General features: G+C 72.1%; 14 protein-coding genes and 1 pseudogene. 8 read left to right on the forward strand and 7 right to left on the reverse strand.

The genetic code is table 11. The annotated features are described in order from the left end of the window. Positions 1-335 precede the first annotated feature (335 nt). A complete protein-coding gene (locus QIS99_RS30725) occupies positions 336-785 on the forward strand; it encodes a PTS sugar transporter subunit IIA (RefSeq protein ID WP_282517024.1) in 450 nt (149 codons plus the stop codon). A 77-nt stretch (positions 786-862) separates the two neighbouring features. Next, a complete protein-coding gene (ptsP, locus tag QIS99_RS30730; RefSeq protein WP_282517025.1) occupies positions 863-2,533 on the forward strand; it encodes a phosphoenolpyruvate--protein phosphotransferase in 1,671 nt (556 codons plus the stop codon). 88 nt (positions 2,534-2,621) lie between these two features. Here the strand turns inward: ptsP and QIS99_RS30735 are convergent, their stop codons facing one another. Beyond that, entirely contained in the window at positions 2,622-3,509 is an 888-nt protein-coding gene (locus QIS99_RS30735; RefSeq protein ID WP_282517026.1) for a hypothetical protein, read from the reverse strand. Positions 3,510-3,589: 80 nt separating this feature from the next. Continuing rightward, a complete protein-coding gene (locus QIS99_RS30740; protein WP_282517027.1) occupies positions 3,590-5,572 on the reverse strand; it encodes an acetoacetate--CoA ligase in 1,983 nt (660 codons plus the stop codon). A gap of 215 nt (positions 5,573-5,787) precedes the next feature. Here QIS99_RS30740 and QIS99_RS30745 point away from each other — a divergent pair, with 215 nt between their 5' ends. The 6 genes and pseudogenes from QIS99_RS30745 to glpK all read left to right on the forward strand — a co-directional run bounded on the left by QIS99_RS30745 (position 5,788) and on the right by glpK (position 14,158). Then, positions 5,788-8,160: a glycoside hydrolase family 31 protein gene (locus tag QIS99_RS30745; protein ID WP_282517028.1), complete on the forward strand. Its 2,373-nt coding sequence runs from the start codon at positions 5,788-5,790 to the stop codon at positions 8,158-8,160. Between the two features lie 180 nt (positions 8,161-8,340). Beyond that, a complete protein-coding gene (locus QIS99_RS30750) occupies positions 8,341-9,150 on the forward strand; it encodes a M15 family metallopeptidase (RefSeq protein ID WP_282517029.1) in 810 nt (269 codons plus the stop codon). A 98-nt stretch (positions 9,151-9,248) separates the two neighbouring features. Beyond that, a pseudogene (locus QIS99_RS30755) lies at positions 9,249-9,485 on the forward strand (benzoylsuccinyl-CoA thiolase); the annotation flags it as partial. A gap of 90 nt (positions 9,486-9,575) precedes the next feature. Beyond that, positions 9,576-11,510: an EAL domain-containing protein gene (locus QIS99_RS30760; RefSeq protein WP_408909665.1), complete on the forward strand. Its 1,935-nt coding sequence runs from the start codon at positions 9,576-9,578 to the stop codon at positions 11,508-11,510. Between the two features lie 360 nt (positions 11,511-11,870). Further along, on the forward strand, positions 11,871-12,599 hold the full coding sequence (locus QIS99_RS30765; RefSeq protein WP_282517031.1) for an MIP/aquaporin family protein: 729 nt from the start codon (positions 11,871-11,873) through the stop codon (positions 12,597-12,599). Positions 12,600-12,649: 50 nt separating this feature from the next. Beyond that, on the forward strand, positions 12,650-14,158 hold the full coding sequence (glpK, locus tag QIS99_RS30770; RefSeq protein WP_282517032.1) for a glycerol kinase GlpK: 1,509 nt from the start codon (positions 12,650-12,652) through the stop codon (positions 14,156-14,158). 81 nt (positions 14,159-14,239) lie between these two features. On the opposite strand, the gene QIS99_RS30775 is transcribed toward glpK, so the two are convergent. From QIS99_RS30775 to QIS99_RS30795, 5 genes are all read right to left on the reverse strand, one after another. Continuing rightward, positions 14,240-14,848 carry a GTP-binding protein gene (locus QIS99_RS30775; protein WP_282517033.1) on the reverse strand — a complete coding sequence of 203 codons (609 nt, stop codon included), beginning with the start codon at positions 14,846-14,848 and terminating at the stop codon, positions 14,240-14,242. Positions 14,849-14,980: 132 nt separating this feature from the next. Beyond that, a complete protein-coding gene (locus QIS99_RS30780; protein ID WP_408909666.1) occupies positions 14,981-18,520 on the reverse strand; it encodes a hydantoinase B/oxoprolinase family protein in 3,540 nt (1,179 codons plus the stop codon). 208 nt (positions 18,521-18,728) lie between these two features. After that, entirely contained in the window at positions 18,729-19,133 is a 405-nt protein-coding gene (locus QIS99_RS30785) for a DUF742 domain-containing protein (protein WP_282517034.1), read from the reverse strand. A 9-nt stretch (positions 19,134-19,142) separates the two neighbouring features. Next, positions 19,143-19,565 carry a roadblock/LC7 domain-containing protein gene (locus QIS99_RS30790; protein ID WP_282517035.1) on the reverse strand — a complete coding sequence of 141 codons (423 nt, stop codon included), beginning with the start codon at positions 19,563-19,565 and terminating at the stop codon, positions 19,143-19,145. After that, the gene (locus QIS99_RS30795; protein WP_282517036.1) at positions 19,562-22,627 is read right to left on the reverse strand and encodes a nitrate- and nitrite sensing domain-containing protein; all 3,066 of its coding nucleotides are present in this window, start codon (positions 22,625-22,627) and stop codon (positions 19,562-19,564) included. Before QIS99_RS30795 ends, QIS99_RS30790 begins: the two co-directional genes overlap by 4 nt. Positions 22,628-23,031 lie beyond the last annotated feature (404 nt).

The following is a 23,031-nucleotide window of genomic DNA, read 5'->3' on the forward strand; positions in this document are numbered from 1 at the left end:
GCTTCCCTTCGGTGTTTCCAAACTCTATCAGGCTTTTTCCGTCTCCCTGACCACGGTCACTGCGGGCATGCAGAACCGGATCCATGGATAGGATCGAACTTGATGAGGATGCCGCCGAGGCTTTCAGAGCTTGGCGCGCTGTGCGGCCTCAGGCAGGAGTCCGACAGTACATGTCACTGGTAGTGGACGCAAATCGATTGCGGTACGTCGTACGCCTGCCAAGTGGGACCAGTTGTGCGGAACCGGGACTTCATATGACTTACGCTTCTGAACAGTGCGCCGTCGTGGACAGGTAGTGACGGCGCTAATGACGCTCCACCCCTGGGAGGCTCCCCATGACGACCGTGACGTCCCCTCTTGCTGGACGTGCAATCGGGCTGAGCGCAGTGCCCGACCCGGTGTTCTCCGGCGCGATGGTGGGACCCGGTACGGCGATTGATCCCGCGCGCGAGCCTGCCGAGGCCGTTGCTCCCGTCGCCGGCATCGTCGTATCTCTTCACCCGCACGCCTTCGTCGTAGTGGACGACGAGGGTCACGGTGTGCTGACGCACCTGGGCATCGACACCGTGCAGCTCAACGGCGAGGGCTTCGAGCTTCTCGTGAACAAGGGGGACACCGTGCAGCGCGGTCAGGCGATCGTGCGTTGGGACCCGGCCGGCGTCGAGGCCGCCGGTAAGTCCCCGGTGTGCCCGATCGTGGCACTGGAGGCCACGGCCGAATCCCTCTCCAATGTCGTAGAGGACGGCGACATGAAGGCCGGCGACGAGCTGTTCAGCTGGCAGTGACGTCTGCCCGTAACTGGGCCGCAGGTACGACATCCATCGCGGCGGGTGCACCGCCGCAGCTATCGGAGACGGGTGAAATGGAGACAACGCTGCGAGGCGTCGGCGTGAGCCACGGTGTGGCGATCGGCGAAGTACGGCACATGGGGACCGCAGTCCTTGAGCCGCCGGCGAAGCAGATTCCGGCCGAGGAGGCGGAGCGCGAACAGGGGCGCGCCCGTCAGGCGGTCGAAGCGGTCGCTGCCGATCTGAATGCGCGCGGCAATCTGGCCGGCGGCGAGGCGCAGGCCGTCCTTGAGGCGCAGGCCATGATCGCGCAGGACCCGGAGCTCATGGCCGACGTGGATCGGCGGATCGCCGTCGGGAGCACGGCCGAGCGCGGTATCTACGACGCCTTCTCGCACTACCGCGAGCTGCTCGCGGGTGCGGGTGAGTACATGGCGGGGCGAGTGGCCGACCTCGATGACGTGCGGAACCGGATCGTGGCCCGGCTGCTCGGTGTGCCGATGCCGGGTGTGCCGGACAGCGACGAGCCGTACGTGCTGATCGCGCGGGACCTTGCGCCGGCGGACACCGCTCTGCTCGACCCGACGCTCGTGCTCGGGTTCGTGACCGAGGAGGGCGGGCCGACCAGTCACAGTGCGATCCTCGCGCGGGCGCTGGGTGTGCCGGCCGTGGTGGCGCTGCCCGGGGCCTGTGAGCTGGCCGAGGGTGCCGTGGTGGCTGTGGACGGCAGCACGGGTGAGATCTTCGTGAGCCCGAGCGCCGAAAAGCAGGCCGAGTTGGAGAAGCAGTCCGAGGAGCGCAAGGCCGCACTGGCCGCTTCGACCGGTCCCGGTGCGACGTCCGACGGTCACAAGGTGCCGCTGCTCGCCAACGTGGGTGGTCCCGCCGACGTGCCCGCGGCCGTCGAGGCGGGTGCCGAGGGTGTGGGGCTGTTCCGCACCGAGTTCCTGTTCCTTGACGACAGTCAGAAGGCGCCGTCCGAGGAGAAGCAGGTCGAGGCTTACCGGCAGGTGCTTGAGGCGTTTCCTGAGGGGCGCGTCGTCGTGCGGGTGCTGGATGCGGGTGCCGACAAACCGCTGGACTTCCTGACGCCTGCGGACGAGCCGAACCCGGCACTGGGTGTGCGTGGTCTGCGGACGCTGCTCGACCACCCCGAGGTGCTGCGTACGCAGTTGACCGCGCTGGCCAAGGCGGCCGAGGGGCTGCCGGTGTACCTCGAAGTCATGGCTCCGATGGTGGCGGACCGGCAGGACGCCAAGGCGTTCGCCGACGCCTGTCGGGCTGCGGGGCTGCAGGCCAAGTTCGGCGCCATGGTGGAGATCCCGTCGGCCGCGCTGCGGGCTCGGTCGGTTCTGCAGGAGGTGGAGTTCCTTTCGCTGGGGACCAACGACCTTGCGCAGTACACCTTTGCGGCCGACCGGCAGGTCGGTGCGGTGTCGCGGCTGCAGGACCCGTGGCAGCCGGCGCTGCTCGACCTGGTGTCGCTGTCCGCCGAGGCGGCCAGGGCCGAGGGGAAGAGCTGTGGTGTCTGCGGTGAGGCCGCGTCCGATCCGCTGCTCGCGTGTGTGCTGACGGGTCTGGGGGTCACCTCCCTTTCCATGGGTGCCGCGTCTATTCCGTACGTGCGGGCGACGCTGGCGAAGTACACGCTGGCGCAGTGTGAGCGGGCCGCGGCTGCCGCGCGTGCGGCCGACTCCGCCGACGAGGCTCGGGCTGCGGCGCAGGCGGTGCTGTCCGGAGAGTGAGCGGGCGGCCGGCACTGTGCCGGTTCCGTTGGTGTGCGTGAGGGTGTCCCACTGCGGTGGGGCACCCTCACGCGTTGTTCGGGCTCCTTCAGTGGGCGTGTGGGTCGTCGTACGGCCCGAGGTCCGGGGCCTGGGCGTAGTCGAGGCCCGGTTCCGGTGGGACGGGCTCGCCGGTGTGGGCGTCGGTGCAGTAGGCGTCGAAGACCTGGGCCTCGGTGAGGGGTTGGAGGTGTTCGCCGTTGAGGCGCCAGCCGCAGACGCGGTCGGGGTGGTCGGGAGTTGTGGTGCGTCGGACCAGGCCGCCCGGGCTCTGTGTGGCGATGCCTACGGCGAGGACCGTGGTGGCTTCCAGGGCCTCGGACTGGTCCAGGTGCATCAGGCCGTCCGGGGTCCGCTCGGCGTGCAGCGAGCCGAGGAGCTGGGTGGAGTCACGAGTGATGCTGCAGACGATGTGCTGGGTGCCGGTTGGGGCCGTGTCGAGGATGCGGCTCAGCATGATGGCGGCGCGCGTGAAGGCGGCGACGCCGATGTCCTCGCCGCACTCCGCGCACCGGCCGGTGTCGGAGAGGAGCGCTTCGCCGTACTCCAGGGTGGAGTGGCGCAAGGTCTCGTCGATGAGGTCGGGGACGATGGCGTCGAGTGGGCGTCCGTCGTAGGTGACCGTGGGGCCCGCTGCGGCCAGTGCGGCGGTGAAGCGGGTGCGGCCGTCGGGGGTGTCGGGGTCGAGGCCGGTGTGGGTGCAGAACTCCTCGTACTCCTCGGGGTCGAAGAGTGCGAGCGTGGTGTGTTTGCCCTCGGCGGCGAGGGTGCGGAGCAGCTGCTCGACCTCGCGGAGGTAGGTGGTGTGGTCGTGGAAGGTGAAGGTGCGGTAGCGGCGCATGGCCGCGAAGTCCTCGGCGTCGGCCAACAGGCCGATGGTGCCGACGACTTCGCGGCGCAGGGCGCGGTGCGTGGTGTTGTGCTGGGCGTGTGCCATGGGTCCCCCGTGGACAGTGTCGAACGATGCTCACTCACCGTAACGAGGGGCACTGACAACGGGGGTGGGGGCGAGGTGGGTCAGCTGCGGTCGCGGGCGAGGTCGGCGTAGAAGCGGAGGAGGTCGAGGTTGTCGACCGAGCCGGGGTTGACCGCCTTTTCCAGGGGTGTGCCCTGGAGGAGGCGCTTGACCGGAACCTCGATGCGCTTGCCGGTGAGGGTGTGCGGGATGCCCGGGACTTCAATGATCTCGTCGGGGACGTGGCGCGGGGAGAGTTCGGCTCGGATGGTCTGCTTGATCTTGGTGCGGAGGGTGTCGTCGAGGGTGGCGTCGGCGGCGAGGTGGACGAAGAGGGGCATCCAGTAGCCGCCGTCGGGCTGTTCGGCGCCGATGACGAGGGATTCGCGGATCTCCGGGAGGCGTTCGACGACTTCGTAGATGTCGGCCGAACCCATGCGTACGCCCTGGCGGTTGAGGGTGGAGTCGGAGCGGCCGTGGATGATCACGGAGCCGCGTGCGGTGAGGGTGATCCAGTCGCCGTGGCGCCAGACGCCGGGGTAGGTGTCGAAGTAGCTGTCGTGGTAGCGGCTGCCGTCGGGGTCGTTCCAGAAGTGGATGGGCATGGACGGCATGGGGTTGGTGACGACGAGTTCGCCGACCTCTTCGGTGAGGGGTTTGCCCTGGGGGTCCCAGGCCTGGAGGTCGGTGCCGAGGCAGGGGGCCTGGAGTTCGCCGATGTGTACGGGGAGGGTGGGGACGGCGCCGGCGAAGCAGGAGCAGACGTCGGTGCCGCCGCTGACGGAGGCGATCCAGAGGTCGGCGCCGCTGTCGGCGAACTCGTCGTGGAGCCAGCGGAAGCCGTCGGGCGGGAGCGGGGAGCCGGTGGTGGCGACGCACTTGACCTTGGACAGGTCGTGGTCGCGCGCGGGGTGGACGTCGGCCTTGCGGCAGGCCATGACGTAGGCGGCGGAGGTGCCGAAGAGGGTGGCGCCGGTGCGTTCGGCGACGGTCCACTGGGCGCCGGTCTCGGGGTAGCCGGGGCTGCCGTCGTAGAGGACGACGGTGGTGCCGGTGAGGAGGCCGGAGACGAGGAAGTTCCACATCATCCAGCCGGTGGAGGTGTACCAGAAGAAGCGGTCGTCGGGGCCGAGGTCGCAGTGCAGGCCGAGCTGCTTGAAGTGCTCGACGAGGATGCCGCCCTGGGACTGGACGATGGCCTTGGGGAGGCCGGTGGTGCCGGAGGAGTACAGGACCCACAGGGGGTGGTCGAAGGGGACCTGTTCGAAAACGGGTTCCGTGTCGCCTTCGGTGAGTGCCGACCATTCCAGGGCGCCTTCGGGGGCGTCGGTGCCGAGCAGGGGGATGTGCACGACGGCGCGCAGGGTGGGAAGTTCGCTGCGGAGTTCGGCGACGGTGTCGCGGCGGTCGTGCTCCTTGCCGCCGTAGCGGTAGCCGTCGACGGTGAACAGGACGACGGGCTCGACCTGTTGGAAGCGGTCCAGGACGCTGCGGGCGCCGAAGTCGGGGGCGCAGGAGGTCCAGACGGCGCCGACGGCGGCGGTGGCGAGGAGGGCGACGGCGGCCTCGGGGATGTTCGGCAGGTAGCCGGAGACGCGGTCGCCGGGGCGGACGCCGAGGGCGCGGAGTTCGGCGGCGAGGGAGCCGACCTGGCGGCGGAGTTCGGCCCAGGAGACGGTGCGGGTCTGGTGGGTCTCGTCGACGGCGAGGAGCGCGGGGGCGTCGGGGCGGTCGGCGGCGGTGCGCAGGGCGTGTTCGGCGTAGTTGAGGGTGGCTCCGGGGAACCACTGGGCGCCGGGCATGGTGCGGTCGCCGAGCACGCGCGCGTAGGGGGTGGAGAAGCGGATGTCGAACCATTCGACGACGGCTTCCCAGAAGGTCTCCAGGTGCTCCACGGACCAGCGGTGCAGGGCCTCGTAGCCGCCTTCGGCCGGTGCGCCGTGGCGTTCGGCGGCCCAGGTCTGGAAGCGGGTGACGGCGGCGGCCTCGACGCGGGCGGCGTCGGGCTGCCAGAGAGGCTGCGGCTGCGGTGCTGTGGTGGTCACGGGGCGGCTCCCAAGCTGTACGCGGTGTGTGCGTCCGGCACGCGCGCGTACAGGGGTGGTGCGCGTGACACGGCTGTACGGACGATGCCATGTGATCGACTTCGGCACCAGGGTGGGGCCCCCATAGTCCGTGGCGTGAAGGTGTGGTCCGGGCACAGGTGAACGGCGGATGAACGCCTCCCGCCGCACGCACGCGTGCTGGCAGGCTGAGCTGCATGAACGGTCAAGGCCTGGTGCGGTCGGTGAAGGCGGTTGGAGTGGCGGGTCCCGCGCGTGGGTGGCGTGCGGTGCGGTCGGCGTGGCGGCGCAGCCGGGCGGATGCGGCGGGGCTGCCGCGCAGGGGTGCGGAGCGGGCTCGGGTGCCGGGGGCGGTGACGGGGGTGGAGCCGGGGCCGGGTGGCGGGGTGATCCGGTTCGCGCGGGCGGAGCTGCGGGTGCGGGTGACGGCCGGCGGGGCGGTGTTCTGGGGCTGGGACGGCGCCGGTCCGGAGCCGTCGTACGCGGTGGTCGGTGCGGGGCCCGAGGTGGATTCGCGGGCGGTGCTTGAGCCGGACAAGGAGGGTGGCTGGCGGGTCGTCTCGGAGCGGGTGACGGTCGTGGTGTCGCGGCACGGTGCGGTGGAGGTGCGGACGCCGGGCGGTGTGGTGCTGCGCCGGGATCTGCCGCCGCGGTGGTGGGAGCCGGTGGGCGGGGGGCCGGCGCGGTGGCTGCAGCGCTCGGAGGTGGCGGCGGACGCGCGGTTCTTCGGGCTCGGCGGCCGGGCGGGCGGGCCGCGGCTGCGGGACGGCTCGTACCGGCTGTGGAACACCGATCCGGCGGGGTCGTTCGGGCCGCAGGACGATCCGTTGTCGTTGACGATGCCGGTGCAGATGGTGGTGGCCGACGTCGGCACGCATCTGGTGTTCCACGACAACACGTGGGACGGCTCGGTGGTGCTGCGGGAGGGCGAGGAGGGCGCGGGTTCGGGGCACGACCGGCTGGGGTGCAGTGAGCTGCGGATGGACGGGGGGCCGCTCAGGTGCTGGGTGGTCGTGGGTGCGCCCGCGCGCGTGGCACAGGTTTTCGCCTCGCTGACCGGATCGCCCGCGGTGCCGCCTGCGTGGGCGCTCGGGTATCAGCACGCGCGGTGGGGGTTCGGGAGCGAGCGGGAGGTGCGGCGGGTCGTCGAGGGCTGTCGGGAACATGAGATTCCGCTGAGTGCACTGCACTTGGCCATCGATCACCTCGATTCTCATCGCGTTTTCACGGTGGACCGGGAACGATTTCCGGATCTGCCGGTGTTGGCGAAGGACCTGGCCGAGGACGGGGTGCGGCTGGTGTCGATCGTGGATCCGGCGGTGAAGGCGGATCCGGCCGACGAGGTGTACGCGTCGGGGCGTGCCGTGGACGGATTCGTGCGGGACGCGCGGGGCCGGGTCGTCGAGGGGCTGGTGTGGCCGGGTGAGTCGGTGTATCCGGACTTCACGTCGCCGGAGGTGCGGCGCTGGTGGGGCGGGCTCTACGAGGAGCGGCTCGGGCAGGGCTTCGCCGGGTTCTGGCACGACATGAACGAGCCGGTGTCGTTCGGGGCGTTCGGCGATCCGACGCTGCCGCGGTCGGCGCGGCATGCCCTGGAGGGCCGCGGCGGCGACCATCGCGAGGCGCACAACGTGTACGGCCTGTGCATGGCGCAGGCGGCGTACGAGGGGCTGTGCAGGCTGCGTCCGGAGGAGCGGCCGTTCCTGTTCTCCCGCGCCGGCTGGGTGGGCCTGCAGCGGTACGGCGGGACGTGGTCGGGGGACGTGGCGACGGGCTGGCCGGGGCTGCGGGCCTCGCTGTCGCTGGTGCTCGGCCTCGGGCTGTGCGGAGTGCCGTACTCCGGTCCGGATGTGGGCGGGTTCGACGGGAGTCCGTCGCCGGAGCTGTATCTGCGCTGGCTCCAACTGGGCGCCTATATGCCGCTGTTCCGTACGCATGCGGCGCTGCGGGCGGGGCGCAGGGAGCCGTGGGAGTTCGGGCCCGAGGTGCTGCGGCACGCGCGCGTGGTGCTGGATGAACGGCGGCGCCTCCTTCCCTATTGGGTGACGCTTTCGCAGCTGGCGCAGCGGACGGGGGCGCCTTATGTGCGGCCTCTGTGGTGGTCGGCTCCGGAGGAGCGGGCGCTGCGGGACTGTGAGGACGCGTTTCTGGTGGGGGACGCGCTGTTGGTGGCGCCGGTTCTGGAGCCGGGTGCGACGCGGCGTGCGGTGCGGCTGCCGCGGGGGCGCTGGTACGACACTGCGACGGGCCGGGCGTACGAGGGTCCGGGGCAGGTGCTGCTCGACGCGCCGCTGTCGCGGGTGCCGGTGCTCGCGCGGGCCGGTTCCGTACTGCCGGTGCGGGGCGCGGACGGCGGCCTGGAGCTTGAGGTGTGGGCCCCGGCGCGGGGTCGTACGGGCTCCGGTCTGGTGGTGCGGGACGCGGGTGAGGGCTGGGGGCTGCCGGAGGTCGAGCGGTACGTGACGCGGCGCGCGGGGGGCCGGGTGGTCGTCGAACGGGACTGCGGGGAGGGCGGATTGCGGGAGGTCACCAAGGGCGTGCGGGTCCGGGGGCTGGACGCGGAGGGTTGAGAGTTCCGGCCTCCACTCACCCCCGCACGCGCGCGTACGGCCCCGTGAACCACTTCTGAGCCGCGCCAGTGCGAGTCCTTCTCGGGCCGGGCGGCGGGCGGTCGGGGCTGCGGCTCGAACACGCGCGGACTGAATCCGGGCACCTTTCCGAGGCCTCGCCCACCTGGTAGACGAGGGGCCATGAAACCGACTTCCCCGCTCCGAGCCCTCGCCCTCGCCTCCGTCGCCGCGCTGGCGGTCACCGTCGCCCCCGCGCCCGCGCAGGCGGAACCCGAGCCCAAGGCGCCCGACGCGTTCGTGGCGCTGCGGGACGTGGATCCGACGATCCTGCAGGAGATCAGATACACCACTCCGCACAACTTCGTGGGCGAGCCCGTCGACGGCTACCGCAAGCCGATGTGCATCCTCACCGAACCGGCCGCCAAGGCCCTGCACAAGGCGCAGCGCAAGCTGCTGCGCCGGGGCTACTCGCTGAAGGTGTACGACTGCTACCGGCCGCAGCGCGCGGTGGACCACTTCGTGCGCTGGGCGAAGGATCTGGACGACGAGCGGATGAAGCCGGAGTTCTATCCGCAGGTCGACAAGTCGAGGCTGTTCGCGGACGGTTACATCGCGGAGAAGTCCGGGCACAGCCGCGGCTCGACCGTCGACCTGACCGTCGTGAGGCTCCCGGCCGTGCCCACGCGCCCCTATGTGCCCGGTGAGCCGCTGGTGCCCTGCTACGCGCCGCAGGACGAGCGTTTCCCGGACAACTCCGTGGACATGGGCACCGGCTTCGACTGCTTCGACACGCTCTCGCACACGGACGACCCGCGCGTCACCGGCGAGCAGCGCGCCAACCGGGACCTGTTGCGGGGCGTGCTCGCCAGGCAGGGGTTCGTCAACCTGCCGGAGGAGTGGTGGCACTTCACGTACCGGCCGGAGCTGTTCCCGGACACGTACTTCGACTTTCCCGTGTCGCGGCGGTCCTTGAGCGGCCACCGCGCGTGAGGCCGTTTCCGCCTCTGTCGGTGTGCGGCCGGGCGGGGCACACTGCCGGCCACCGCCAGTTCTGACGCCCCGTCAGATCAAGTCGCCGGGGAGGGACCTTGACGCGTCAGCGGACTCCAGTAGTGGCCGAATGGTTCAGCGGGGAGGGTGACGGTTTCCGGTTGCCCGGCACCCCTTGCGCGGCCTGTGGATCGGTCTTCTTCCCGCGCGAGGACACGTTCTGCCGCAACCCCGGGTGCGCGGGCGGCGAGCCGGCCGAGGTGCCGCTGTCGAAGCGCGGGCGCGCCTGGTGGTACACCGACGGGCGCTACCGTCCGCCCGCACCGTACGTCTCCGGCGGCCCATTCGTACGGAGAGTGACGAAGCGGAAAAGCTGCGTGAACAGCGCATGAACTGGGGCCCTGGAGGCCTGCGGGCAGGCCATCATGAGGGATGTGCCTGTCTGGACGGACTCCCTCCGCTTCGCCTTCCAGCCCGTCGTCAGCCTGGCGACCGGAACCATCGCCGCACAGGAGATACTGGCCCGCCCCGAGTCCGGCGACATCCTCGCCGAGGCCCGGCGGGACCCCGAACTCGACGGCAGGCTCGCTGCGTTCGCGGTGCGGGCCGCCGCCCGCCAGGAGTCGCTGCTCCCGCTGCATGTGAACGTGTTCGCAGGCACCGTCGCCGACCTCGGTGGGCTCGCGGCGCTGCGGGACGCCGTGCAGGAGGCCGGCCGGCTGCCCTGGGAGGTCACCGTCGACCTCACGCCACCGTTCACACACGTGCCGCAGCCCGCTCTCCTGGAGGGCGTCGCCGCGCTGCGCAGTGACGGGTTCCGGATCTGTGCGGACGGCGTCGGGGACGGCGACGTACCGCTTCGGCTGCTCGTCGATCTCGCGCCCGAACTCGTCAAACTGGACGCCTCGTTGCTGGCCAGGACCGCCGGGGTGCACGCGATGCGGGCGCTGTGCGAGGAGCTGGGCGCGCTGCTCGCCGTCGAGGGCGTGGAGACCGAACGGCAGTGCGCGGCGGCCCTCGCGGCCGGGGCGCAGCTGGGGCAGGGCCAGCTGTTCGCACCGCCGATGCGCCGGCCCGCCGTGGACGTGTACGTACCGGAGACGGCGGCCGCGCCGGCCACCGGCACGCTGCAGACCGGCCCTTCCGTGCGGCAGTTCGTGCGGCCCGCGGCGCTGCTGCCGGCGAGCGCGTCGGCCGGTCAGGTGCGCGGGCTGCTCACCGACGCGCCCGACGTGTCCGGCGTGCTGCTCGTGAACACGCGCGGTGTGCCGGTGCGCGCGGTGGACCGGGACCGGTTCCTGCTCTCCCTGTCCGGGCGGTACGGGCACGCCCTGTACGCGGACCGGCCCGCCGCGCGGCTGGCCGACGAGCCGCTCACCGTCGGCGTGGACGCCACGGCCTGGGAGGTCCTGGACCTGCTGGCCGACGGGGAGCGCAGCCGTACCGGGGACGACGTGGCGGTGGTGGACGGCGAGGGGCGGTGCGTGGGTGTCGTCCGCCTCGCCGACCTGGTGCGGACGCTGGCGGACAGCCGTGTCGAGGAGGCCGCGGGGCTCAACCCGCTGACCCGGCTGCCCGGTTCGGACGCGGTGACCGCCGAGGTCGACCGCTGGATCGCGCAGGGCCGGCCGTTCGCGCTGAGCTGGCTGGACGTGGACGACTTCAAGCAGGTCAACGACGGCGCCGGGTTCGCGGCGGGCGACACGCTGATCCGGGAGGTGGGCGCGGCACTCAAGGAGGTCGCCGCGGAGACGGCGGAGACTGCGGGGGCGGACCGGCACGAGCAGGTGCGGGTCGGGCACATCGGGGGCGACGACTTCGTGGTCCTGGCCGCGCCCGAGGCCCTGGAACCGGTGGCGGCAGCCGTGTTGGACGCGTCCTGGTCGGCGGGCGGACGCGCGGTGACACTTTCGGTGGCGACGGTGGACTGCCCGCCGGGCACGGTCGCCGACCACCGCCAGGCGGCCGCCTGGCTCGCCCCGCTCAAGCAGGCCGCGAAGGCGCTGCGCGGCGCGAGCTGGGTCGTCGGCCGCGCGGGCACGGAGGGCCACCGGGTCCGCCGGGGCGCGACGGCCGGGCACCCGGAGCCACCGCCCGGCCGGGCACCGGAGCGCCAACCCGTACGCACAGGGCCGCAGTCCGCACGTACGGAGCCGCAGCCCGCCCACGTGACCGCCACGACCGCCACGACCGCCACAGCCCCCTCGACCGCACCGCGCGGCAGCGGCAGCGGCAGCGGCAGCGGCAGCGGCAGCGGCGCACCGGGGCGCGGCAAGCCGGAGTCGCCGTACGGCCCTGCCGCATCGGCCCCGTACGGCGTACGGCTCGACGAACGAGGCAGCGGACGCGCCACGGCCTGAGCGGGGCCAGAGGAGGCCCTGCGGACGGGCTTGCGGAGGGCGGGGACGCCCAACCGCCCGCCGCGCGTGAACCGTTGTCGTCCGTGACCTTGACGCCCCCACAGTGCCGGTGAACACTTCCGGGTGTCAGTCGGCATCGCCGCACTTCGGCATGGCGTCGGTCCAGGTCGCCGCTGCGGGCAACACGCGGCGACGGGCCACTTCCCAGGGGCGATTCGGCTGCGACGGCACGCTCGTCACGGACGCCGGGCGGGGCCGGGGAACCTCACGGGCTCTCCTGCCTTCGGCCGACGTAGCCACGCACGCACCCTGCACGGAGGACCGGGGCGCAAGGCCCCGGGCATGGGCCAAGGAGCCGCCATGTACGCGAACGGGGACGTCCTCGTCGGTGAGATCATCGGCACCGCGATCCTGATTCTGTTCGGCGCCGGAGTCTGCGCCGCCGTCACGCTCAACTACTCGAAGGCCAAGTCGGCGGGCTGGGTCGTCATCGCGTTCGGCTGGGGCTTCGGCGTCCTGGCCGGTGCGTACACCGCCGGGCCGCTGTCCGGCGGGCACCTCAACCCGGCGGTCACGCTCGGCATCGCCATCGACACCGGCGAGTGGGGCCAGGTGCCGCTGTACGTCCTCGGCCAGATGATCGGCGCGATCCTCGGGGCGGTCCTCTGCTGGGCGGCGTACTACGCGCAGTTCCGGGCCAACGCCGACAACGAGACGGCGCTGCCGACGCTCGGGATCTTCTCGACGGCGCCCGAGATCCGCAACACCACCGCCAACCTGGTCACCGAGATCATCGCGACCGTCGGACTGGTCCTGCCGATCCTCGCGTTCGGGCTCACCAAGGGCCTCGGCGAGTCCGGTACGGCCACCCTGATCGTGGCGTTCCTGGTGGTCGGCATCGGCCTCTCGCTCGGCGGCCCGACCGGGTACGCCATCAACCCGGCCCGTGACCTCGGCCCGCGCATCGCGCACGCCCTGCTGCCGATCCCCAACAAGGGCTCGTCGGACTGGAGTTACTCCTGGATCCCGGTCGCCGGACCGCTGATCGGCGGGGCGCTGTCCGGGCTCATTTTCAACGCAGCGTTCTGAGCGCAGCCTTCGGGCGTACGGCCTACGGAGCTTCGGACGAAGGGGACTTCATGACGGACAAGTTCGTCGCCGCGATCGACCAGGGCACCACATCGAGCCGCTGCATCATCTTCAACCAGGACGGGGCGATCGTCGCCGTCGACCAGCGTGAGCACCGCCAGATCTTCCCGAAGCCCGGCTGGGTGGAGCACGACGCGACGGAGATCTGGTCGAAGGTCCAGGCCGTCGTCGCGGGCGCGCTCGCCAAGGCCGGCCTGCGGGCCGACCAGCTGAGCGCCCTCGGCATCACCAACCAGCGCGAAACCACGGTGCTCTGGGACCGCGCCACGGGCAAGCCGGTGCACAACGCGATCGTCTGGCAGGACACCCGTACGTCCGCGCTCTGCACCGAACTCGGCGGCAGCGACGGGCAGGACCGCTTCCGGGACGCCACCGGCCTGCCGCTCGCCAGCTACTTCTCCGGGCCCAAGGCGGCCTGGCTCCTGGACAACGTGCCGGGCCTGCGCACACGCGCGGAGCGCGGCGAGATCGCGTTCGGCACGATCGACTCCTGGCTGATCTGGAACCTCACCGGCGGCACCGACGGCGGCGTGCACGTCACGGACGTGACCAACGCGGGCCGGACCATGCTGATGAACCTGGAGACCCTCCAGTGGGACGGCCAGATCCTCTCCGCGATGAACGTGCCGGAGACGATGCTGCCCGAGATCCGCTCCTCCGCCGAGGTGTACGGGACGGCCGTCGGCCAGCTCGCCGGGGTGCCCGTGGCCTCCGCGCTCGGCGACCAGCAGGCGGCGATCTTCGGGCAGGCCTGCTACGACACGGGCACCGCCAAGAACACGTACGGCACGGGCAGTTTCCTGCTGCTCAACACCGGGAACCGGCCGGTCCCGTCGAAGAGCGGGCTGCTCACGACGATGGGCTACCAGATCGGCGGTGAGGCTCCGGTGTACTGCCTGGAGGGCTCGATCGCGATCACCGGCGCGCTCGTGCAGTGGCTGCGCGACCAGCTCGGCATGATCTCCTCCGCCGACGAGATCGAACCGCTCGCCGCGAGCGTCGACGACAACGGCGGGGCGTACGTCGTACCCGCGTTCTCCGGCCTGTTCGCGCCGTACTGGCGCTCGGACGCACGCGGCGTGATCACCGGACTGACCCGGTACGTGACGAAGGCGCACCTCGCCCGCGCGGTGCTCGAAGCGACGAGCTGGCAGACGCGCGAGGTCGTGGACGCCATGTACCAGGACTCGGGGGTGCAGATCACGACCCTGAAGGTCGACGGCGGCATGACGAAGAACAACCTGCTCATGCAGCATCAGGCGGACGTGCTCGACGTGCCGGTGGTCCGGCCGAAGGTGTCCGAGACGACCTGCCTGGGCGCGGCGTACGCGGCCGGGCTCGCCACGGGTGTGTGGAACGACCTGGACGAGCTGAAGGCGCACTGGCAGCGGGACGCCGAGTGGCAGCCGCGGATGGAGAGCGGGGTGCGCGAACGCGAGTACCGCAACTGGCGACGCGCGGTGGAGCGCAGCTTCGGCTGGCTGGAGGACGGGGAGTAGCCCTGGGCAGGCTGTCTCCTCGCTGAGATCTGCGGCTCGTACCCCGGTCGGCGGGGGTACGGGCCGTGGCGTTGTGCGAGGTCAGCCCATGACCCGCTCGCGGGCGGCCCTCGCGCGGGCCATGGCGTGGCGTACGACGGTGACGAGGACGTCCTTGGCGGACTCGCGGTCGCGGGCGTCGCACAGGACCACGGGCACCGATTCGTCGAGGTCGAGGGCCTGGCGGACCACGTCCTCCGGGTAACGGGCGGCGCCCTCGAAGCAGTTGACGCCGACCGCGAAGGGGATGCCGCGACGCTCGAAGTAGTCGACGGCGGCGAAGCACTCCTCCAGGCGGCGGGTGTCGGCGAGGACGACGGCTCCGAGGGAGCCCTGCGCCAGCTCGTCCCAGAGGAACCAGAAACGATCCTGCCCGGGGGTGCCGAACAGGTACAGGACAAGGTCCTCGCGGAGCGTGATGCGGCCGAAGTCCATGGCGACGGTGGTGGTGCTCTTGCCCTCCACCCCGGCGGTGTCGTCGACCGGGCGGCCTGCCTCGGTGAGCGCCTCCTCGGTGCGCAGCGGCCTGATCTCGCTGACCGTGCTGACCAGGGTCGTCTTGCCCACGCCGAAGCCACCGGCCACGAGGATCTTCAGGGTCACCGGCTCGACGGTGGCCTTGCGCCGCTGAGAGCGCCCGAGGATCGCCATTGGTCTCCACTCCAGCTGTGCCGACGGGGATGAACTCCCCGCACACATGGGCGAGTTCCGCAGCAGACTCTAGCGGCGCGCCGATTCCGCTTCACCTGCGGCCGGACAACTGGCCTGAACGGACCGCCTCCGTCAGGGAGTTCCGTATCCGCCGCCGCCCGGGGTCTCCACGACCAGGACGTCGCCGGGGGCGAGCTCCACCGAGTCCGCGCCGGACAGCTCCAGAGTGCTGCCGTCGGCCCGCTCGACCCGGTTCGCACCGAGGGCGCCCGGTGCGCCGCCCGCCATGCCGTACGGGGGCACGCGGCGGTGGCCGGAGAGCGTGGAGACCGTCATGGCCTCGCGGAAGCGGATCCGGCGCACTGCTCCGTCGCCACCGCGCGTGTGCCCGTTTCCGCCGCTGCCCGCGCGGACCGCGAACTCCTCCAGGAGTACGGGCAGTCGCCACTCCAGGACCTCGGGGTCGGTGAGGCGCGAGTTGGTCATATGGGTCTGCACCACGGGCGCCCCGTCGAAGCCGTCGCCCGCGCCGGAGCCCGAGGCCACGGTCTCGTAGTACTGATGGCGCTCGTTGCCGAAGGTGACGTTGTTCATCGTGCCGGAGCCCTCGGCCTGCACGCCGAGCGCCGCGTACAGGGCGCCCGTGATGGCCTGCGAGGTCTCCACGTTGCCCGCGACGACGGCGGCGGGCGGCTCGGGCGCGAGCATCGAACCGGGCGGCACGAGGATCTTCAGGGGGCGCAGACAGCCGTCGTTGAGCGGGATGTCGTCGGCGACCAGCGTCCGGAACACGTACAGGACGGCCGCGTTGACCACGGCGTAGGGGGCGTTGAAGTTGCCGGGGAGCTGTGCGGACGTACCGGTGAAGTCGACCGTGGCGGAGCGTGCCGCGCGGTCGACGGTGACGCGGACCCGGATGACCGCTCCGGAGTCCGTCTCGTACGCGTAGGAGCCGTCGTCGAGGGCGTCGACGACGCGGCGGACGGCGGCCTCGGCGTTGTCCTGGACGTGCTTCATGTAGGCCTGGACGACGTCGAGCCCGAAGTGCTCGATCATCCTGCCGACCTCCTCGACGCCCTTGGCGTTGGCGGCGATCTGGGCGCGGAGGTCGGCGAGGTTGGTGGCCGGGTTGCGGGACGGGTAGGGGGCGCTCGTCAGGTGCTCGTACGTCTCCCGCTCGCGGAATCGGCCGCCCTGGGTGAGCAGCCAGTTGTCGAAGAGGACGCCCTCCTCCTCGATGCGGCGGCTGTTCGCGGGCATGGAGCCGGGTGCGATGCCGCCGAGCTCGGCGTGGTGGCCGCGGGAGGCGACGTAGAACAGGATCTGCTCGCCCGCGCGGTCGAAGACGGGGGTGATGACGGTGACGTCGGGCAGGTGGGTGCCGCCGTGGTACGGGTCGTTGACGGCGTACGCGTCACCGGGGCGCATCTCGGGGCGGCGCCGGATGACCTCCTTGACGCTGGTGCCCATCGAGCCCAGGTGGACCGGGATGTGCGGGGCGTTGGCGACGAGGTTGCCGTCCGGGTCGAAGAGGGCGCAGGAGAAGTCCAGGCGCTCCTTGATGTTCACGGACTGGGCGGTGGACTCCAGGCGGGCGCCCATCTGTTCGGCGATGGACATGAAGAGGTTGTTGAAGACCTCCAGGAGTACGGGGTCGGCCTCGGTGCTCACATCGGTGCCTTCGGCACGCGCCACCCGCTCCATCACCAGGTGCCCCTCGTCGTTCATGGCCGCGCGCCAGCCCTCGTCGACGACGGTGGTGGCGTTGGCCTCGGTGATGATCGCGGGTCCGTCGATCCGCTCACCCGGGGCGATCTCTTCGCGGCGGTGGAGGGGGACTTGGCGGTGGGCGCCGTCGATGTGCACGCGCGCGTGGTGCGCGTTTTCGGCGGATCCGGCCGCACGCGTGCGTGGCGGTGCGGTGAGCGTGGACAGGTCGGGCGGTTCGGTGACGCCGGTGGCCTCCACGGACAGCGCCTCGACGACGACCGGCCGGTCCAGGGTGAAGGAGTACGTGGCCCGGTGCCGGTCCTCGAACTCCCTCCGCATGGCGTCGGGTTCGGCGGTGTCGAGGGCGACGGTGAGGGCGGTGTCGGTGCCGTCGTAGCGGAGCTGGGCGCGGCGGGCGACGCGGATGCGGTCCTCGGGCACGTCCTCGGCGCGCAGTTCGGCGCGGGCGGCCTCCTCCAGGGCGGCCGCGCTCCCCTCGACGCGCGGCATCGCCCCGGCCTCCAGCGGCGCCTCCACGGACTGCTCGCGCATGGCCGTGGTGTCGGCGAGCCCGATGCCGAGCGCGGACAGGACACCGGCCAGGGGCGGTACGAGGACGGTGCGGATGCCGAGGGAGTCGGCGACCGCGCAGGCGTGCTGGCCGCCCGCCCCGCCGAACGTGGTGAGCGCGTACCGGGTGGCGTCGTGCCCCTTCTGCACGGAGATCCGCTTGACCGCGCCCGCGATGTTGTTGACGGCGATCTGCAGGAAGCCCTCCGCGACCTGCTCGGGCGTGCGGTCGTCGCCGGTGGCCTCGCGGATTCCGGCGGCGAGCGCGGCGAACCGTTCCCGGACCAGGTCGGCGTCGAGCGGCTGGTCCCCGTCGGGGCCGAACACGCGCGGGAAGTGCTCGGGTTGGATGCGGCCGAGCATCACGTTGGCGTCGGTGACGGTGAGCGGGCCGCCGGCGCGGTAGCAGGCGGGGCCGGGTTCCGCGCCGGCCGAGTCGGGGCCGACCCGGTAGCGGCTGCCGTCGAAGTGCAGCACCGAGCCGCCGCCCGCGGCCACGGTGTGGATGTCCAGCATGGGGGCGCGCAGGCGCACGCCCGCGATCTGAGTGGTGAAGACCCGCTCGTACGCGCCCGCGTAGTGCGAGACGTCGGTGGAGGTGCCGCCCATGTCGAAGCCGATGACGTTGTCGAAGCCCGCGCGGCGCGACATCCGGGCCATGCCGACGATGCCGCCCGCCGGTCCGGAGAGGATGGCGTCCTTGCCGCGGAACTGGTGGGCCTCGGCCAGGCCGCCGTTGGACTGCATGAACATCAGCCGTACGCCCTGGAGTTGGTCGGCGACCCGGTCGACGTACCGCCGGAGGACCGGCGAGAGATAGGCGTCCACGACCGCCGTGTCCCCGCGCGGCACGAGCTTCATCAGCGGGCTGACCTCGCTGGACAGGGAGACCTGCGGGAAGCCGATGCGGGCGGCGAGCCGGCCGGCTGCCTGTTCGTGCGCCGGGTGCAGATGGCTGTGCATGCAGACCACGGCGAGGGACCGGATGCCGTCGTCGTACACGCGCCGCAGCTCCGCCTCAAGGCCGTCCAGGTCGGGCGGGGTGAGGACGGTGCCGTCGGTGGCGACGCGCTCGTCGAACTCGACCACGCGCGCGTGCAGCAGTTCGGGCAGCACGATCTCGCGGGCGAAGATCTGCGGGCGGTTCTGGTAGGCGATGCGCAGCGCGTCCCGGAAGCCGCGCGTGACGACGAGCGCGGTGGGTTCGCCCGTGCGCTCCAGGAGGGCGTTGGTGGCGACGGTGGTGCCCATCCGGACGGCGTCGATCCGGGCGTCCTCCAGGGGGACGTCCAGCAAGGCGCGGATGCCCGCCACCGCGGAGTCGCGGTAGCGGGCGGGGTTCTCGGAGAGCAGCTTGTGGGTGAGCAGGCGGCCGTCCGGGCGGCGCGCCACGACGTCGGTGAAGGTGCCGCCGCGGTCGATCCAGAACTGCCAGCCCGTCGCCGTACCGCCGCTGTCCGAACTCGAACCCGAACCTGAACCCGACCTTGTGCCTGGCTCTGTCCGTGCGCCTGTCCGTGCGCCTGTCCGTGCGCTTGTCCCTGTCCCTGTCCCTGTCACGGAGATCTCCTGCTCAGGCACGCGTGGACCGGTGGTCGTCTCAGAGCGCGCGCAGACCGTTGATCACGTCGCGCAGAATACTCTCGTCCGGCAGTTCGGCCGGGGGAACGGGCCGGGTCACGTGCACCAGCTCCTGGGCGACGAGGTCGCCGACCAGCACCCGGACCACGCCGATCGGCAGGTCGAGCTCGGCGGCCAGCTCGGCCACGGACTGCGGGGCCTGCCTGCAGAGCCCGACGATGTCGACGTGCTCCGGCGCCAGTGCGTGGTGGGCCTCCTCCTCGTCCACCGCCGCCTCGGCGACGACCACCGCGATCAGGTCGAGGCGGTGCTGGCCCGCGCTGGAGGTGCGGCCCCGCGTCATGGCGTACGGACGTACCACTGGTCCCGCGTCGTCGTCGAACCAGTGGGGCGCCCCGTGACCCGCATTACCGTCGATGGTCATGCCATTCCACTACCCGCCCGCGGACACATCGGTGCGCGGAGCCGTCCCCAGATGTACGCCGACCCGCTTCACGAGGAGCGTCATCTCGTAGGCCACCAGGCCGACGTCGGAGTCCGCGTCGGCGAGCACGGCGAGGCAGCTGCCGTCGCCGGCCGCGGTCACGAACAGGAATGCGTCGTCCAGCTCGACCACGGTCTGCCGGACCTGGCCCGCCTCGAAGTGCCGGCCGACGCCCTTGGCGAGGCTGTGGAAGCCGGAGGCGACGGCGGCCAGGTGCTCGCTGTCCTCGCGGGTCAGGTCGGCCGAGACGCCGGTGGCCAGGCCGTCCGACGACAGGACGACGGCCTTGCGGATCGTCGCCACGCGCGCGACGAGGTCGTCGAGCAGCCAGTTCAGCTCGCCGATGTGTGCGGCAGTCTTCGGTGCGGTCATCGACCGTCCCCCTCCGTGGTGCGGTGTGCAGTGTCGTCCTCGGCGGCGCCGGGACGGGGGTCTTCGGTGGTACGGGTGCGGGTGGGCGGTTCCGGAGGGGCCGGGACGCCGTTCTCCGTCTCCGGCTCGCCGTTGTCCCTGCGCCCGCGCTGCCAGCCCCGCTGGAGTGCGGCCATGCGGCTGCGCACCTCCTCGGCGTCGCGGTCCGCCGGCGCCTCGTCGCGTACGGGCTTGCGCTGCGGCTCGCCCTTGAGCTGCGGGGCGAGGTTCGCCTGGCGCACACGGCGGGGCAGGGCGGCGGTCGGGATGTCCTCGTACGGGCCGGGGTTGGGGCGAACCTGGTCGGCTTGGCTGGCTGGGTCGGCTCGGTCGACTTGGTCGACTTGGTCGGCTCGGTCGACTTGGTCGGCTCGGTCGGATCGGGCGCCTGCGGAGGCGGGGGTTCCGGGGGCCGCCGGGGCGTTGCCGCCTCGGCCCGGCTCGGGCGCCTGGCCCCGTACCGGCTCAACGGCCGGATCCGGGGGCGGAGTTCCGCCTTCCGCCGATGCGTCGTCGGCGTCCGCGCGGGACTGCGCGCGGGCGTCGAAACGGGCGGGAAGGCCGCCGCGGAGCTCCTCGCGCGGGGTGAGGACGCGCTCGTCGGACCGTTCGGCGGGCGCGGGCGCGGGTGCAGGCATGGGCGCAGGCCCGGCCTCGTCGCGGACCGGCTGCTCGCCGCCGACCGGCCGGCCGTGCGAACTGACCAGCTTGGGCGCCCGGCGGCGCGGCAGCGGAACGGGAACGGCCGCGTCCGGGCGCGCGGAGTCGCCCCCGACCGCGCCCTCCCTGGCCTGCTGGTGCTCGGCCCGGCCGCCCCTGCGGTCCCTGCCGGGTCTGCGGCGCGGCCGGAACAGGCCGCCCCGCTCGCTGTCGCTGTCCTCGATGTCGCCCAGGTCGGCGAGATCACCGAGGTCACCGAGGTCGAGGGCCCGTACCCGGTCGGCCCCGTCCACCGGTGCCTCCAGTTCGACGGGGCCGTCGAGAACCGCAGACTCCAGGACCGACTGGGGCAGTCCGGGCAGCCGCGCCGGCACCTTGGTGAGCCGCGCGCCACGCTCGCCGGACGCCGTCCCGCCCTCGGGGCCCGCCGTCGCCCGGTCGAGCCGGATGCCGCCGCTCGTGTCCCCGTCGGGCACCGCGGTGAGCAGCACGTCCGGCACGAAGACGACGGCGGTGGTCCCGCCGTACGGGGACGGCTGCAGCGAGACGCGGACGTTCTGGCGCTGGGCGAGACGGCTGACCACGTACAGGCCGAGCCGGTCGGTGTCGGACAGCTCGAACTCGGGGGTCTCGGCGAGCCGCAGGTTGGCGTCGAGGAGGGCGTCCGGGGTCATGCCGAGGCCGCGGTCGTGGATCTCCAGGGTGAAGCCGTTGGCGACGCGTTCGCCGTGCACCTGGACGGCGGTGTGCGGGGGCGAGAACACCGTGGCGTTCTCCAGGAGTTCGGCGACGAGGTGGGTGAGGTCGGCGACGGCCGGTCCGGTGACGGCGATCCGGGCGAGCCTGCGCACCTCGATGCGCTCGTAGTCCTCGACCTCGGCGACGGCCGCGCGTACCACATCCATCAGCGGTACGGGCCTGCGCCACTGCCGGGAGGGCGCGGCGCCGGAGAGGATCACCAGGCCCTCGGCGTGCCGGCGCATGCGGGTGGTGAGGTGGTCGAGGCGGAACAGGTCGGCCAGTTCCTCGGTGTCCTCGGTCCTGCGCTCCATGGCGTCCAGGAGGGTGAGCTGCTTGTGCAGCAGGACCTGGCTGCGGCGGGCGAGGTTGACGAACACCTCGGAGACGCCGCGGCGCATGTCGGCCTGCTTGACGGCGGCCTCGACGGCGGCGCGCTGCAGAGTGTTGAGGGCCTGTCCGACCTGGCCCATCTCGTCCTTCTCGTACTCCAGGCGCGGCGCCTCGGTCTCGACGTCGACGTGTTCACCGGCGGCGAGGCGGCGCATCACGCTGGGCAGCCGGACGCCGGACACCTCGTGGGCGTCCTTGCGCAGCCGGGACAGGTCGCGGACCAGCTCGCGGCCGATGCGTACGGAGAGCACGACCGAGAACAGCAGCGCGAGCAGGCCGAGGACGCCGGCCGCCCCCGCGCGTACGAAGATTCCGACGACCTCGGGCTCGACCCGGTCCTGATAGCGCTCGCCCGCCTCGTTGTTGAGCTCGGCGAGGTCGTCGAGGACGGTCTTGGCGGCCTTGTCCCAGGTGGCGGAAGTGATGCCGCGCGGGGTGCCGGTGCGGCCCTCGACGACGTTCTTCTCCAGCTCCAGGAGCGGGGTGGCCGCGGGGCTGCTCCAGTAGCGCTCGAAGCGCGCGCGTTCGGAGCCGGGGAGCAGTTCGAGGCTGACCTCGCTGCGCAGCTCGCGCCGGGCGCGGTAGTCGGCCGTCTGCCGCAGCTGTTCGGCGTCGACCCGGCCGCGCACCAGGATGGCGGCGATCAACGCGTCCTGGCGGGACAGGAGTTCACGGGTGCGGCCGAGGTCGACGAGGGCCTGGCCCTCCTTGTCGAGCGGCACGTCGTTCACGACGTTGAGGCCGGAGAGGAAGGTGTAGCAGGGGTCGATCAGGCGGTTGTAGAGCGTGAGGGCCTGGTCGGCGGAGATGGAGCCGTCCTCGACGGTGCGGCGCAGTGCGTCGATGCCGTCGAACGCTTCGACCAGGGAGTCGACGCGGCGCGCGGTCTCGCCGGTCATCTCCTCGCGTACGTCCGGGTTCTCGGCGTTCGCCCGGACCTCGGCGACCCTCTCGTTGGTGGCGTCGCGCTGTTCGTGCAGGCGGGCCGGGGCGTCGGAGGCGCGCGGGTCGGCGAGGTAGACGAGAGTCGCGCGGCGCTCCTCCTGCAGCACGCGGACCGTCTTCTCGATGGGAGAGCCGAGCTTCTCGGCGACGGTGTACGCGCCCAGGAACTGGTCGGCGGAGTGGCCTGTGACGACGGTTGTGGCGCCCCAGATCACCGTCAGGGACAGGAGCGGCACAAGCAGCAACGCCACGATCTTCCGGCGGATGGTTTTCCCGCGAAAGCGCATGGCCTCCCCCAGCTCAACCCCGGTGACCGGGGGTACGTGCGGCAATAAACGGCGCGAGCCTACTACTGTCGGATGACCAACTCGAAGACACGTACGGTCACAGCCGACCGTTTTCCGGTCGAACCGCGCGCAACGCGTCACGAGTTGTCCGCTCTTACCGGGAGATGGTCACCTTCTCGGCCACGGACCACGGATCCGCATCGCGCCACCCGCCCCGCCCAGTTGGCCGGAATCGTTCCGCCACCCCGCGCCCGCCCTCCCGCGGGAACCGTCAGGAAGCGTCATGCGTTTTGTCGGTACGGGCTGTTCGTGACGGGGCGTTCGTGGCGGGCGTTCGTGACGGGGCGTTCGTGGCGGGCTGCCGGGCGGCGCGCGGGGGGGGGGGGGGGGGGGGGGGGCCGCCG

This window comes from Streptomyces solicavernae, assembly GCF_029968095.1.
Classification (GTDB): domain Bacteria; phylum Actinomycetota; class Actinomycetes; order Streptomycetales; family Streptomycetaceae; genus Streptomyces; species Streptomyces solicavernae.

Excerpts from the sequence above, each read along its gene's own strand:
- QIS99_RS30785 (WP_282517034.1), bottom strand. The coding sequence starts at position 19,133 with ATGACCATCGACGGTAATGCGGGTCACGGGGCGCCCCACTGGTTCGAC.
- glpK (WP_282517032.1), top strand. The coding sequence starts at position 12,650 with ATGACGGACAAGTTCGTCGCCGCGATCGACCAGGGCACCACATCGAGC.
- QIS99_RS30765 (WP_282517031.1), top strand. The coding sequence starts at position 11,871 with ATGTACGCGAACGGGGACGTCCTCGTCGGTGAGATCATCGGCACCGCG.
- QIS99_RS30745 (WP_282517028.1), top strand. The coding sequence starts at position 5,788 with ATGAACGGTCAAGGCCTGGTGCGGTCGGTGAAGGCGGTTGGAGTGGCG.
- QIS99_RS30775 (WP_282517033.1), bottom strand. The coding sequence starts at position 14,848 with ATGGCGATCCTCGGGCGCTCTCAGCGGCGCAAGGCCACCGTCGAGCCG.
- QIS99_RS30795 (WP_282517036.1), bottom strand. The coding sequence starts at position 22,627 with ATGCGCTTTCGCGGGAAAACCATCCGCCGGAAGATCGTGGCGTTGCTG.
- QIS99_RS30725 (WP_282517024.1), top strand. The coding sequence starts at position 336 with ATGACGACCGTGACGTCCCCTCTTGCTGGACGTGCAATCGGGCTGAGC.
- QIS99_RS30750 (WP_282517029.1), top strand. The coding sequence starts at position 8,341 with ATGAAACCGACTTCCCCGCTCCGAGCCCTCGCCCTCGCCTCCGTCGCC.
- ptsP (WP_282517025.1), top strand. The coding sequence starts at position 863 with ATGGAGACAACGCTGCGAGGCGTCGGCGTGAGCCACGGTGTGGCGATC.
- QIS99_RS30735 (WP_282517026.1), bottom strand. The coding sequence starts at position 3,509 with ATGGCACACGCCCAGCACAACACCACGCACCGCGCCCTGCGCCGCGAA.
- QIS99_RS30790 (WP_282517035.1), bottom strand. The coding sequence starts at position 19,565 with ATGACCGCACCGAAGACTGCCGCACACATCGGCGAGCTGAACTGGCTG.
- QIS99_RS30760 (WP_408909665.1), top strand. The coding sequence starts at position 9,576 with ATGAGGGATGTGCCTGTCTGGACGGACTCCCTCCGCTTCGCCTTCCAG.